The 12587-nt window shown below is 73.1% G+C and carries 13 protein-coding genes; 1 reads left to right on the forward strand and 12 read right to left on the reverse strand.

The annotated features are described in order from the left end of the window. From F2B26_RS10410 to hisI, 3 genes are all read right to left on the reverse strand, one after another. On the reverse strand, positions 1 to 353 hold a 353-nt coding region (locus F2B26_RS10410; RefSeq protein ID WP_201292698.1), incomplete at its 3' end, for a Trp biosynthesis-associated membrane protein. After that, complete coding sequence (locus F2B26_RS10415) at positions 350 to 1906, reverse strand: anthranilate synthase component I (RefSeq protein ID WP_159809053.1); 1557 nt, start codon at positions 1904 to 1906, stop codon at positions 350 to 352. The genes F2B26_RS10415 and F2B26_RS10410, both read right to left, overlap by 4 nt. Further along, entirely contained in the window at positions 1903 to 2286 is a 384-nt protein-coding gene (hisI, locus tag F2B26_RS10420; protein WP_201292699.1) for a phosphoribosyl-AMP cyclohydrolase, read from the reverse strand. Before hisI ends, F2B26_RS10415 begins: the two co-directional genes overlap by 4 nt. 118 nt (positions 2287 to 2404) lie before the next feature. Between hisI and F2B26_RS10425 the strand changes: the two genes are divergently transcribed. Next, on the forward strand, positions 2405 to 3049 hold the full coding sequence (locus tag F2B26_RS10425) for a maleylpyruvate isomerase family mycothiol-dependent enzyme (RefSeq protein ID WP_159809058.1): 645 nt from the start codon (positions 2405 to 2407) through the stop codon (positions 3047 to 3049). A gap of 13 nt (positions 3050 to 3062) precedes the next feature. Here the strand turns inward: F2B26_RS10425 and hisF are convergent, their stop codons facing one another. From hisF to F2B26_RS10470, 9 genes are all read right to left on the reverse strand, one after another. Further along, entirely contained in the window at positions 3063 to 3833 is a 771-nt protein-coding gene (gene hisF, locus F2B26_RS10430) for an imidazole glycerol phosphate synthase subunit HisF (RefSeq protein ID WP_159809060.1), read from the reverse strand. Then, positions 3833 to 4732 (reverse strand): FKBP-type peptidyl-prolyl cis-trans isomerase, encoded by a 900-nt coding sequence (locus F2B26_RS10435; RefSeq protein WP_235929607.1) that lies wholly within the window; start codon positions 4730 to 4732, stop codon positions 3833 to 3835. The genes hisF and F2B26_RS10435 overlap by 1 nt, the downstream gene beginning before the upstream one ends. A gap of 33 nt (positions 4733 to 4765) precedes the next feature. Beyond that, positions 4766 to 6127, reverse strand: coding sequence for a Pup--protein ligase (pafA, locus tag F2B26_RS10440; protein ID WP_159809062.1), 1362 nt, complete (start codon positions 6125 to 6127; stop codon positions 4766 to 4768). 26 nt (positions 6128 to 6153) lie between these two features. Beyond that, positions 6154 to 6858, reverse strand: a complete 705-nt coding sequence (prcA, locus tag F2B26_RS10445; RefSeq protein WP_159809064.1) for a proteasome subunit alpha — start codon at positions 6856 to 6858, stop codon at positions 6154 to 6156. Continuing rightward, the gene (gene prcB, locus F2B26_RS10450; protein ID WP_159809076.1) at positions 6855 to 7676 is read right to left on the reverse strand and encodes a proteasome subunit beta; all 822 of its coding nucleotides are present in this window, start codon (positions 7674 to 7676) and stop codon (positions 6855 to 6857) included. The genes prcA and prcB overlap by 4 nt, the downstream gene beginning before the upstream one ends. 26 nt (positions 7677 to 7702) lie before the next feature. Then, entirely contained in the window at positions 7703 to 7888 is a 186-nt protein-coding gene (locus F2B26_RS10455) for a ubiquitin-like protein Pup (RefSeq protein ID WP_159809066.1), read from the reverse strand. Between the two features lie 88 nt (positions 7889 to 7976). After that, positions 7977 to 9578, reverse strand: coding sequence for a depupylase/deamidase Dop (gene dop / locus F2B26_RS10460; protein ID WP_328698670.1), 1602 nt, complete (start codon positions 9576 to 9578; stop codon positions 7977 to 7979). A 71-nt stretch (positions 9579 to 9649) separates the two neighbouring features. Beyond that, positions 9650 to 11278: a proteasome ATPase gene (gene arc / locus F2B26_RS10465; RefSeq protein ID WP_159809068.1), complete on the reverse strand. Its 1629-nt coding sequence runs from the start codon at positions 11276 to 11278 to the stop codon at positions 9650 to 9652. Between the two features lie 144 nt (positions 11279 to 11422). Beyond that, entirely contained in the window at positions 11423 to 12403 is a 981-nt protein-coding gene (locus F2B26_RS10470; protein WP_159809070.1) for a tRNA (adenine-N1)-methyltransferase, read from the reverse strand. Positions 12404 to 12587 lie beyond the last annotated feature (184 nt).

Raw genomic sequence — 12587 nt, forward strand, 5'->3', positions numbered from 1 at the left:
GCACGCGCCGGGTCGACCAGGACCCCGACCGCGGTCGCCACCACGAGTGCGCCACCGGCGACCAGCACGGCGACCACGGCCCACCGCCCGACCCGTCCCACGAGCGCCAGCGCGGCACCCGCCGCCAGGACGACGAGGGCGACCGCGAGCACCTGGGGTGCCGCCGTGGTGCCCGCGACTTGGACCGGGGTGTCGGCACCGATCGCGGAGACGCCCGTCGCGTGCACCCAGGTCGGAACCCCGAGCGCGGCGGTGAGCAGACCCAGCACCAGGACGACGAGCACCCACCGGCCGCGCCCGGTGCCCCGCCGCGACCGGCCGCCGGCGGCGCCGTCCGGCCCGGTCCCGGTCACGCCACGCCGGGTCGCGTCGTGTCCGGCCGCACGAGACGCGCCGCCACCTGGACGGCGCGGACCGCGGCCGCTGCCTTGTTCCGGGACTCCAGGTACTCGGTGGCCGGCACGGAGTCCGCGACGATCCCGGCACCTGCCTGCACGCTGGCCCGCCCGTCGCGGATGAGTGCGGTGCGGATCGCGATGGCCATGTCCATGTTTCCGGCGAAGTCGACGTACCCCACCGTGCCCCCGTAGATGCCGCGCCGGGCCGGCTCCAGCTCGTCGATGAGGGCGATGGCCCGCGGCTTCGGGGCGCCCGACAAGGTGCCCGCCGGGAACGTCGCGACGAACGTCGACAACGCGGTCGCCCCCTCACGCAGGTGCCCCACGACCGTGGAGCAGATGTGCATGATGTGGCTGAACCGCCGGACGGCCATGAGCTCGACGACCTCGACCGAGTCGGGATCGCAGACCTTGGCCAGGTCGTTGCGCGCGAGGTCGACGAGCATGACGTGCTCGGCCAGCTCCTTGGGGTCGGCCAGCACCTCCTGCGCGAGGGCCCGGTCCTCCTCCGGCGTGGCACCGCGGGGGCGCGACCCGGCGATCGGGAAGGTCTCGACCCGGCGGTCGGTCACCTTGACCAGGGTCTCCGGGCTCGACCCGACCACCGCGAACGGGCGTCCGTCCGGGTCCGCGAGCTGCACGTAGTACATGTACGGGCTGGGGTTCACGGTGCGCAGCACCCGGTAGACGTCCAGCGGGCTGGCCGGGCAGTCCAGGTCCAGGCGCTGGGACAGCACCACCTGGAACACCTCGCCGTCGACGATCGCCTCCTGGCCGGCCCGCACCGCGGCCTCGAACTCGGTGCGCTCCGAGCGGAACTCCAGCTCCGGCTCCGGCGCCTGCGGGTCGAGCACGAGGGCACCGGGCGGGGCCGGGTGGGCCATCGCCTCCTGCATCGCGTCCAGCCGGGCGACGGCGTCGGCCCACGCCTCGTCCACCCGGTCCGACGTGCCGTCGGCGTTGACCGCGTTCGCGATGAGCCAGACCGAGCCCTCGGCGTGGTCCACCACGGCCAGGTCGGTGGCCAGCAGCAGGGTGAGCTCGGGGACGTCCAGCTCCTCGGGCGCCTTGGCGGGCAGCGTGGGCTCCCAGTGCCGCACCACGTCCCAGCCGATCGCGCCGACCAGACCGCCGGTGAGCGGCGGCAGCCCGGGGACCGCCCGCGTCCCGAGCACCTCCAGGGTGCGCCCGAGCACGTCGAGCACGTCACCGTCGGTCGGCACACCCACGGGGACGTCACCGGTCCACACCGCCTGCCCGTCCCGGGACGACAGCGTCGCGCGGGACCGCACACCCACGAACGACCACCTGCCCCAGGTGCCGTCCGACTCGGCGGACTCCAGCACGAAGGTGCCCGTGCGACCGCCCGCGAGCGTGCGGTACAGGCCGACCGGTGTGACGTCGTCGGCCAGCAGCCGGCGCACCACGGGGATCACCCGGGCGTCGACCGCCTGCTCACGGAACTCGGCGAGCGACGGCCATGTCTGGCCCCAGGCCGGCGCGGTCACGGCCGGTTCTCCGCCGCGCGCTCGCCGACCACGGCCGGCAGCGGGCCGCCCGCCTCGAAGCAGGTGCGGGTGCCGGTGTGGCAGGCCGCGCCCACCTGGTCCACCCGCACGAGCAGCGCGTCGCCGTCGCAGTCGAGGGCGACCGACCGCACGTGCTGGACGTGGCCGGAGGTGTCGCCCTTGCGCCAGTACTCCTGGCGCGACCGGCTCCAGAACGTGACCCTGCCGGACGTGAGCGTCCGGTGCAGGGCCTCGTCGTCCATCCAGCCGAGCATGAGCACCTCGCCGGTGTCGTGCTGCTGGACGACGGCGGCGACCAGGCCGGACTCGTCGCGCTTCAGCCGGCGGGCGATCTCGGGGTCGAGGCTGCTGACAGGCACGGGGACGATCCTGCCACGCAGCACGACGCGAGCACCGACGTGTCCGCGACCGGACCGCGCCGCGCGCTCCGCGGGGCCGGCGGAGGACCACCGTGGGCCCACATGGCAGGATCAGCCCGTGGCATGGCTCCCCCTCCTGCGTTCCCGGCTCGCGCAGGTGCTCACCGCCGCCGGCCCCGACGCCCCGACCTTGTGCGAGGGGTGGCGTACCCGGCACCTGGCGGCCCACCTCGTGCTGCGTCAGTCCGACCCGGTCTACGGCCTCGACCTGGTGACCCCGGCGTTCGCCGAACGCGCCGAACGTCGGGTCCAGTGGCTCGGCGGCGCACCGGGTGACGAGGCCGGCTACGCCTCCTTGGTCGCCCGCGTGGCCGCGCCCCCGCCGCCGTGGCACCCGCTGCACTGGACCGGCGACCTCGGCGACCTGCTCGAGCTCACCGTGCACACCCTCGACGTCACGCGCGCCGGTCAGGTCCCGGACCTGCCGTATGAGTCCGGCCTCGCCGACGCGGTCTGGGTGCACCTGACCCGCACCGCCCCCGCCATGCTGCGCACCTGGCCGACGGGGGTCGTGCTGGTCCGCCCCGACGGGACCCGCGCCCGGGTGCGCCGTCCTCCGGCCGGGGCAGGCACGCTGGTCGTCCGCGGCACCCTGGCCGACCTCCTGCTGTGGTGCTTCGGCCGGCGCGGTGCCGCCGACGTCCACGTCGAGGGCGCCGAGGCGGACCTGCGCACGCTCACGCACGCGCAGCACCGCCCGTGACGGGCCTGCCGGGCTAGCGGACCGTGAGCCCGGCCGACCGCAGCGCGGCCTTGACCTCGCCGATCGTCAGGGTCCCGAAGTGGAAGACCGACGCGGCCAGCACGGCGTCGGCACCCGCCAGGGCGGCCTGCACGAAGTGCTCGGGAGTCCCCGCTCCTCCTGAGGCGATGAGCGGCACCCGCACCTCGCGGCGCACGTCCGCGAGCATCGCCAGGTCGAAACCCGCGGTGGTGCCGTCGGCGTCCATCGAGTTGAGCAGGATCTCCCCCGCCCCGAGCTCGGCACCCCGCCTCGCCCACTCGACCGCGTCGATCCCGGTGCCACGGCGACCGCCGTGGGTGGTGACCTCGTAGCCGGACGCGGTCACGGTCGTGCCGGTCACGCGCCGGGCGTCGACCGACAGCACGAGCACCTGGCTGCCGAAACGCTCCGCGATCTCACCGATGAGCTCCGGGCGGGCGATCGCCGCCGTGTTCACCCCGACCTTGTCCGCACCGGCCCGCAGCATCCGGTCGACGTCGCCCACGGCACGCACACCGCCGCCGACGGTGAGCGGGACGAACACCTCGTCGGCCGTGCGCCCGACCACCTCGGTCATCGTCGCCCGCCCGTCGGCCGAGGCGGACACGTCGAGGAACGTGATCTCGTCCGCGCCCTCGGCGTCGTACCGCCGCGCGAGCTCGACCGGGTCGCCCGCGTCCCGCAGCCCCGCGAAGTTGACGCCCTTGACCACCCGCCCGCCGTCGACGTCGAGGCAGGCGATCACCCGCAGTGCCACCCCCATCAGCCGGCCGCCTTCTGGGTCGGGGTCCGGGTGGCCAGGATGTCCACCACGAACACGACGGTCTGACCGGACAGCTCGGCGCCGGCCGTGACACCCAACGGGTACGTCGGCGGCACCACCAGCTCGATCTGGCTCCCCACGGTCTGCTCCACCAACCCCTCCGTGAACGCCTGCGACAGATCGAGCAACGAGTGGGAGACCGGTGCGCCCCGCGCCCAGGACGAGTCGAACTCCTCGCCCGTCGTCCAGGCGAACCCCGCGTACTGGAAGGTGACGACGTCCTGGGCACCCACCTGGGCGCCGGCGCCCTTCTTCAGCGGCTGGGCCACGAGCGTCGTCGGGGCCGGGGCGCTCGACGGTGTGATCGACGGTGCGCCGTCATCGGCCAGCGCGACCGCCGGCAGGTCGGGCACAGGTGCGACGGCCTGGCCGTCCGCCCGCAGCGGCAGCACGTCGAGCACCGTCACCGTCGGGTAGGTCGTGCTGCCCGACGAGGCGCCCGGCGCCACCTGCAGCACCCGGGCACCCACCCGCTGGCCCCGCAGCGACTGGTAGAGATCGACGCCCAGGTCCTCCTCGGACAGCGTCCGGGTGGCAGGTGAGTCGGTGTAGGTCTCCTTGACGACGGACGCGTCCGTGGCGTTCTCGAGCCAGAAGTCGAGCAGCACCGGGCCGCCGTCCACGAGCTCGGGACCGGTCCCGGCCCAGATCGTGCGCCGATAGGTGTGCCCGACGTCGAGCGGCGCCACGTAGGTGACGGTCGGCGCCTGCCCCTGGACACCGGTCACGTCGACCACGGGGGCCGCCTGGGTCCCGGTGGAGCAGGCGACCAACGACCCGGTGGCCAGCACCGCACCCACGGCCAGCCCGACCGCCCGGCGCCACTCCCGTCCTCGCACGCCCGCCACCGTACCTGGCGGACCTGCGACGACTCACATCGACTCGATGAGCCGCTCGACCCTCTCGTCCACCGAACGGAACGGGTCCTTGCACAGCACAGTGCGCTGGGCCTGGTCGTTGAGCTTGAGGTGCACCCAGTCGACCGTGTAGTCGCGACGGGCTTCCTGGGCGGCGCGGACGAAGTCACCCCGCAGCTTGGCGCGCGTCGTCTGCGGCGGCAGGGCCGTCGCCTCGAACACCTCCAGGTCGGTGGTGACCCGCTCGACCAGCCCGCGCTCGGCGAGCAGGTTGTACAGCCCCTGCGTCCGGGAGATGTCGTGATAGGCCAGGTCGAGCCGGGCCACGTGCACGTCCGAGAGCTCGAGCCCGTGCTTGGCCCGGTAGCGCTCGATCATCCGGAGCTTGATCACCCAGTCCAGCTCGCGCTCGACGAGCGACAGGTCGCCGGTGCGGATCGCGCGAAGGCCACGCCCCCACAGCTCGAGCACGGTCTTGACCTGCGGGGTCGGGTCCAGCTCGCGGTCCACCAGCTCGGTGACCTTGGCCAGGTACTCCTCCTGGATGTCCAGCGCCGTCACCGTCTTGCCGTTGGCCAGCACCACCGGGTGCAGCCCGGTGGGGTCGTGGCTGATCTCCCGGATCGAGCGGATCGGGTTCTCCAGCGTGAGGTCGTGCGTGGGCAGACCCGCCTCGACCACCTGGAGCACCAGATCGGTCATGCCGACCTTGAGCATCGTCGTCGGCTCGGCCATCGAGGAGTCGCCCACGATGACGTGCAACCGGCGGTACAGCTCGGCGTCGGCGTGCGGCTCGTCGCGGGTGTTGATGATCGGACGCGACCGGGTGGTCGCCGAGGAGACCGCCTCCCAGATGTGGTCGGCGCGCTGCGACAGGCAGTAGGTGGCACCACGCGGGGTGGCCAGCACCTTGCCGGCTCCGGTGAGCAGCTGGCGGGTGATGAGGAACGGCACGAGCACATCAGCCGTGTGCGAGAAGTCGCCGGTCCGTCGCACCAGGTAGTTCTCGTGGCAGCCGTAGGAGTTGCCGGCCGAGTCGGTGTTGTTCTTGAACAGGTGGATCGTGCCGGCGAGGCCCTCGTGCTCGAGCCGCTCCTGGGCATCGGTGACGAGCCCCTCGAGGATCCGCTCGCCTGCCCGGTCGTGCACGACGAGCTGGCGCCAGTCGTCGCACTCCGCCGTCGCGTACTCCGGGTGGGAGCCGACGTCGAGGTACAGCCGTGAGCCGTTGCGCAGGAACACGTTCGACGAACGACCCCAGGCCACGACCTTGCGGAACAGGTAGCGCGCCACCTCGTCGGCGGACAGCCCCCGGCCGTCCGACGATGCGCACGTCACGCCGTACTCGGTCTCCAGACCGAAGATGCGTCGATCCATCCTCGCCTCCCTCGGTCGTGCGGTCGTCAGCCGGCCGCGGCCAGGACGTCCGCGAGCAGGTCTCCGGTGAGCCGGCGGAACGCCCGGCGGGGCCGGGTCCGGTCGAGCACGGCGACCTCGAGCTGGGCCGGCGACAGCTGACGGTCCTCGGCACCCTCCTCCGGTGCCGAGCCGAGCGCACGCACGCCGATCGCCAGCACCTGGGCCAACGGCAGCCCGGGCTCCCACTGCGCGGCCACGAGGGCGCCGAGCCGCTCCGCCTGGCCGCCCATGACGACGTAGCCCTGCTCCTCGGCGACCGACCCGTCGTAGGTGAGGCGGTAGAGCTGGTCGTCCGCCGGTCCGGCACCGATCTCGGCGACCACGAGCTCGACCTCGAGCGGCTTGGACTCGGTGGTGAACACCGTGCCGAGCGTCTGGGCGTACGCGTTGGCCAGACCTCGCGCCGTGACGTCCACCCGGTCGTAGGAGTAGCCGCGCAGGTCGGCGTAGCGCACCCCGGCCACCCGCAGGTTCTCGAACTCGTTGTACTTGCCGACCGCCGCGAACGCGATCCGGTCGTAGATCTCGGAGATCTTGTGCAGCGCGCGCGACGGGTTCTCCGAGGCGAACGCGATCCCGTCGTCGTACTGCAGCACGACGACCGAGCGTCCGCGGGCGATGCCCTTGCGCGCGTAGTCGGCCCGGTCCTTCATGAGCTGCTCGGGCGAGACGTAGAACGGCATGCTCATGCGCGCGGGTCCCCCACCTGTCGTTCGACGTCGATCCGTGTGGACACCGCCGCCAGCTGCGTGTCGGGCACGCGCAGGTAGCCCGCGGCGCTCACGGTCGCGACCACCGGGTAGATCCGCCGCCCGGCGTCGGGACCACCCGTCGCCGAGTCGTCGTCCGCGGCGTCGACGAGGGCCTCGACCGCCACCTCGACGGCGCCGTCGGCGTCCAGGCCCGGGCGCCAGCGCTTCTTGAGCGAGCCCCGGGCGAACACCGAGCCCGACCCGATCGCGTGGTGCTCGGTCTCCTCGTAGCGACCACCGGTCACGTCGTAGGAGAAGATCCGGCCGGCGGCGCGCGCCAGGTCGTAGCCCCCGAACAGCGGCACGACGGCCAGCCCCTGCATCGCCAGCCCGAGGTTGCCCCGCAGCAGGGTGGCCAGGCGGTTCGCCTTGCCGTCGAGCGAGAGCAGGTTGCCCTCGATCTTCTCGTAGTGCTCCAGCTCGAGCTGGAAGAGCCGGACCAGCTCGATCGCCAGGCCCGCCGAGCCGGCGATCCCGATCGCCGAGTACTCGTCCGCCGGGAACACCTTCTCGATGTGCCGTGACGCGATCATCGACCCGGCGGTCGCCCGCCGGTCGCCGGCCATGACGATGCCGCCGTCGAACGTGACGGCCACGATCGTGGTGCCGTGCGGCACGCCGAGGTCACCGCCGCCCGTCGGCCGGTTGCCCGGCAGCAGCTCGGGTGCGGCCTGGGCGAGGAACTGCGCGAACGACGACGAGCCCGGCGTGGTGTACGCCGCAGGCAGACGACCGGACGACGGCACCGGTCCCATCGACGCCGAGCTCATCGGGACGCCGGTCACTGGCCGCCCTTCTGCACGAAGCCGCGGACGAACTGCTCGGCGTTCTGCTCCAGCACGTCGTCGATCTCGTCCAGGAGGGCGTCCACCTCCGCGTCGCTGGTCTGCGCGCGGGGCGCGACCGGCGGCGGGGCGTCCGGCTCCTCGTCCTCGTGGCGACGGCTGACGTGCTCCTGACCTGACATGGCGACCTCCGCAGGCTCTCGTGCGACCACCCTAGGCCAGGGGGGCGCCGGTCGCCGTCATGCAGGTCACGTCGCGGTGCGCCGTCGCTCAGGACGCCAGGGCGGCGAGCAGGCTGGCCGCGTCCGGGCACGCGTCCAGCAGCGCACCGACGTGGGCCCGGGTGCCGCGCAAGGGGTCGCGCATCGGCACGCGCTGCAGGTTCGCGGCGCCCGGCACGTCGAACACCACCGAGTCCCAGCTCGCGGCCGACACCTGACCGGCGTACCGGGCCATGGCCTCACCCCGGAAGTAGGCCCGGGTGTCGGTCGGCGGGTGCGCCGCCGCGTGCTGCACCTGGTGCGGGTCCACGAGCAGCTCGACGGCGCCCGCCGCGGCCAGCCGGTGGTACAGACCGCGCTCGGGGCGCAGGTCGGACCACTGCAGGTCCACCGCGGCCAGCTTGGCGTGGTCCCAGCCGAGCCCCTCCCGCCGCCGCAGCCCGTCGAGCAGGCGCAGCTTGGCGACCCACTCGACCTCGCGGGCGCAGCTCATCGGGTCGACCGCCAGCCGGTCGAGCACCTCGGCCCACCGGCGCAGCACGTCGGCCGTCTGCTCGTCGACCGGGTCGCCATCGGTGGCCAGTGCCTCCTCGACCGCCGCCAGGTACGCCCGCTGCACGGCCAGGGCGGTCGTCGTGCCGCCGCCGGCGAGGTCGAGCGGGCGCCGGACGGACAGGTCGTGGGAGACCTGGTGCACCGCGTCCACCGGGTCGGCGAGCGCCAGCGCCTCGATCGCCGGGAGCCCGCCCCCGCGTGCGCAGGCCCGTTCGACGAGCCACAGCACGAGCGAGGTGGTGCCGACCCGCAGGTAGGTCGCCACCTCGAGCATCGTGGCGTCACCGATGATGACGTGCAGCCGACGCCACCGCGTGGGGTCGGCGTGCGGCTCGTCGCGGGTGTTGACGATCGGGCGACGCAGCGTGGTCTCCAGGCCCACCTCGGCCTCGATGTAGTCGGCCCGCTGCGAGAGCTGGAACCCGGGGGTCTCGCCGTGCTGCCCCAGACCGACCCGGCCGGCCCCGGTGAACACCTGCCGGGTCACCAGGAACGGCGTCACCCACCGCACCAGGTCGGCGAACGGCACCGCCCGGTCCACCAGGTAGTTCTCGTGCGTGCCGTAGGTGGCGCCCTTGCCGTCCACGTTGTTCTTGTACAGCGTGACGTCCGGCAGCGCCGGGCTCGCGGCCAGGGTCCGGACGCAGTCCAGCATGACGAGCTCACCGGCACGGTCGAACAGCACGAGGTCGAGCGGGTTCGTCACCTCCGGGGAGGAGTACTCCGGGTGGGCGTGGTCGACGTAGAGCCGCGCACCGTTGGTGAGGATGACGTTCGCCGCACCCGGGTCCTCGTACTCGTCACCGGTGCGCGGCAACGCCTGCGGGCCGTCTTCGTCACCCGAGGGGGCGGGGCGGTCCGGGACGTCCGTGAGCATGGACGGGATCGCGGCAGCCCGCTGCAGGCGGAAGCCACGGGCGTCGTGCAACGGGTCCTCGGCGTCGTAGTCCCACCGCGCCCGTCGCCGTGCGCCGTCCCGGGCCGCGGCCTGCACCGCGACCACGTGGCTGGACAGCAGCATCGGGTTCGCCGTCGGGTGCCCCGGCTGCAGGATCCCGTACTCGGTCTCGATCCCCATCACCCGGCGCACGCTCACCGGGCCACCCTAGTGGCGGCCGCCGACCCCAGGCCGGGGCCGCGCACCGAGGTGGCCGGGTGACCGCGAGGTCACAGGTACTGGCCGGTGCTCGTGACGTTCTCGATGACCTTGGACCCCTCGGTCCCCTTCTTGCCGGCGATGATCGTGCGGATGAACACGATCCGCTCCCCCTTCTTGCCGGAGATGCGGGCCCAGTCGTCCGGGTTCGTCGTGTTGGGCAGGTCCTCGTTCTCCTTGAACTCCTCGACGCACGCCGTGAGCAGGTGGTCCACCCGGATCCCGCGCTGACCGGTGGCCAGGAAGTCCTTGATCGCCTGCTTCTTGGCACGGTCGACGATGTTCTGCACCATCGCACCGGAGTTGAAGTCCTTGAAGTAGAGGACCTCCTTGTCCCCCGAGGCGTAGGTGACCTCGAGGAACCGGTTCTCCTCGGTCTCGGCGTACATCCGCTCCACCGTGCGGTTGATCATGCCCTCGACCGTGCGCGCCTTGTCACCGCCGTGCTCGGCGATGTCGTCGTCGTGCAGCGGCAGGTCGGCCGTCAGGTACTTGGCGAAGATCTCGCGGGCACCCTCGGCGTCCGGCCGCTCGATCTTGATCTTCACGTCGAGGCGGCCGGGCCGCAGGATCGCCGGGTCGATCATGTCCTCGCGGTTCGAGGCACCGATGACGATGACGTTCTCCAGCCGCTCCACCCCGTCGATCTCGGCGAGCAGCTGCGGCACGATCGTCGTCTCGACGTCGGAGGACACCCCGGTGCCGCGGGTACGGAACAGCGACTCCATCTCGTCGAAGAACACGACGACCGGGTGACCCTGCGAGGCCTTCTCCCGCGCCCGGGCGAAGATCAGCCGGATGTGCCGCTCGGTCTCCCCCACGTACTTGTTGAGCAGCTCCGGACCCTTGACGTTGAGGAAGAAGGCGCGCCCGTCGGCCACGTCCACGCCCCGACCCCGGGCCACGGTGGCCGCGAGCGAGTGCGCGACGGCCTTCGCGATGAGCGTCTTGCCGCATCCGGGCGGGCCGTACAGCAGCACGCCCTTGGGCGGCTTGAGCCCGTGCTCGGCGAACAGCTCGGGGTGCAGGAACGGCAGCTCCACGGCGTCCCGGATGGCCTCGATCTGCGGGCCGAGACCGCCGATGTCCTGGTACTCGATGTCCGGGACCTCCTCCAGGACGAGGTCCTCGACCTCTGCCCGCGGGATCACCTCGAACACGAAGCCGCTGCGCGAGTCGATCGTCAGCGCGTCGCCCACCCGGACGCCGGCGTCGGCGACCTGACCGGCGAACCGGACCACGCGCTCCTCGTCCCCGCGTCCCACCACGAGCGCCCGACCCGCGCCCAGCAGCTCCTTGACGGTGACGAGCTCGCCGACCTCTTCGTAGCCACCGGCCTCGACGACCGTGAGGGCTTCGTTGAGCATGACCTCCTGGCCCGGGCGCAGCTGGCCCAGGTCGAGCGACGGGCTGGCGCCGACGTGCATCTTGCGCCCCTGGGACACGATGTCGACCGAACCGTCGGGACGCGAGCCGAGGAAGACGGCGTAGGTCCCGGGAGGCTTGGCCAGGTCGTCGACCTGCTTCTTGAGCTCGACGATCTGCTCGCGCGCGGCGATGAGGGCCTGGCTGAGCCGCTCGTTCTTGGCCGCGAGCACGGCGAGCTCGCGGCTCGCGTCCTGCGCCGTCGGGTCGGTCATGGTCGCCCTCCGATTCTGGCCTGCTGTCCTCCGATGGGTGTGCCGACGAGCACCGCGTCGTGCCTGCTGGTCCTCTGACCCTAGCCGCCGGTGTCAACCACGCCCGCGGGATGCGACCGGGATCACCTGGGGTCCGCCCGACGCTCAGTCCGCGTCGGTGCCGGTCTCCAGGTCGCGGCGCACCCGACGGACCTTCTTGTCCGAGACCGGGGCCTCGCCCAGCTCCTCCGGCGACCACGCCGCGTCGTCCGTCGGGTAGGCGCCCTTGGAGGGGCGACGGCGGCGCAGCGGCGGCGTCACGCCGTCGGCCAGGCGGCGGGTGGTGAGCAGGAACCCGGTGTGCCCGATCATCCGGTGCTCCGGGCGCACCGCCAGGCCCTCGAGGTGCCAGCCGCGCACCATCGACTCCCACGCCGTCGGCTCGGTGTACCGGCCGTCGGACCGCACGTCCTCGGCGAGCCGGGACAGCTGGGTGGTGGTCGCGACGTAGGCCAGCAGCACCCCGCCCGGGGCGAGCGCGGCCGCCGCCGCAGCCAGGTTCTCCCACGGCGCGAGCATGTCGAGCACCACCCGGTCGACGCTCGCCGGCCCCAGGGCGGTGAGCGCATCGGCCACGTCGCCCAGCTGCAGCGTCCAGGCCGGGTGCGGGCCGCCGAAGAACTGCTCGACGTTGGCCCGAGCGATCGCGGCGAAGTCGTCACGGCGCTCCACCGAGAGCAGCGAGCCGCCGTCACCGACCGCGCGCAGCAGCGACAGCGTGAGCGCGCCCGAGCCGACACCGGCCTCGACGACGCGCGCCCCCGGGTAGATGTCGGCCATCGTGACGATCTGCCCGGCGTCCTTGGGGTAGACCACCGCGGCACCGCGCGGCATCGACATCACGTGGTCGGCGAGCAGCGGCCGCATCGCCAGGTACTGCACACCGGCCGTGGTCGAGACCACGACACCCTCGTCGGAGCCGATGAGGTCGTCGTGCGCGATCAGCCCCCGGTGGGTGTGGAACGCGGCACCGGCCGACAACGTGATCGTGTGCGGTCGGCCCTTCACATCGGTCAGCTGGACGCGCTCGCCGGCGCGCAGGGGGCCCCGGCGCTGGTCGGCGCCGGTCGGGACGGTGGCAGTCACGACGGACCAGTCTAGGCAGCGGACGGCAGGTCAACCGCGCACGGCGGCGAGCACGTCCGCGACACGCACCAGCGCGACGACCATCCCGTCGTCGATCGCGACCACGGCGGCGGCCGAACCCGACCCGCCCGCGGCGGCGGCCACGGCCTGCAGCAGGGCGTTGCCCCGGGCGTGCGCGTCGACC

Source organism: Cellulomonas citrea, assembly GCF_009829685.1.
GTDB classification, from domain to species: domain Bacteria; phylum Actinomycetota; class Actinomycetes; order Actinomycetales; family Cellulomonadaceae; genus Cellulomonas; species Cellulomonas citrea.

What these genes read in the sequence shown, in the direction of transcription:
- F2B26_RS10455 (WP_159809066.1), bottom strand. Translation starts at nt 7,888, where the DNA reads ATGTCAGGTCAGGAGCACGTCAGCCGTCGCCACGAGGACGAGGAGCCG.
- prcA (WP_159809064.1), bottom strand. Translation starts at nt 6,858, where the DNA reads ATGAGCATGCCGTTCTACGTCTCGCCCGAGCAGCTCATGAAGGACCGG.
- arc (WP_159809068.1), bottom strand. Translation starts at nt 11,278, where the DNA reads ATGACCGACCCGACGGCGCAGGACGCGAGCCGCGAGCTCGCCGTGCTC.
- pafA (WP_159809062.1), bottom strand. Translation starts at nt 6,127, where the DNA reads ATGGATCGACGCATCTTCGGTCTGGAGACCGAGTACGGCGTGACGTGC.
- hisF (WP_159809060.1), bottom strand. Translation starts at nt 3,833, where the DNA reads ATGGGGGTGGCACTGCGGGTGATCGCCTGCCTCGACGTCGACGGCGGG.
- prcB (WP_159809076.1), bottom strand. Translation starts at nt 7,676, where the DNA reads ATGGGACCGGTGCCGTCGTCCGGTCGTCTGCCTGCGGCGTACACCACG.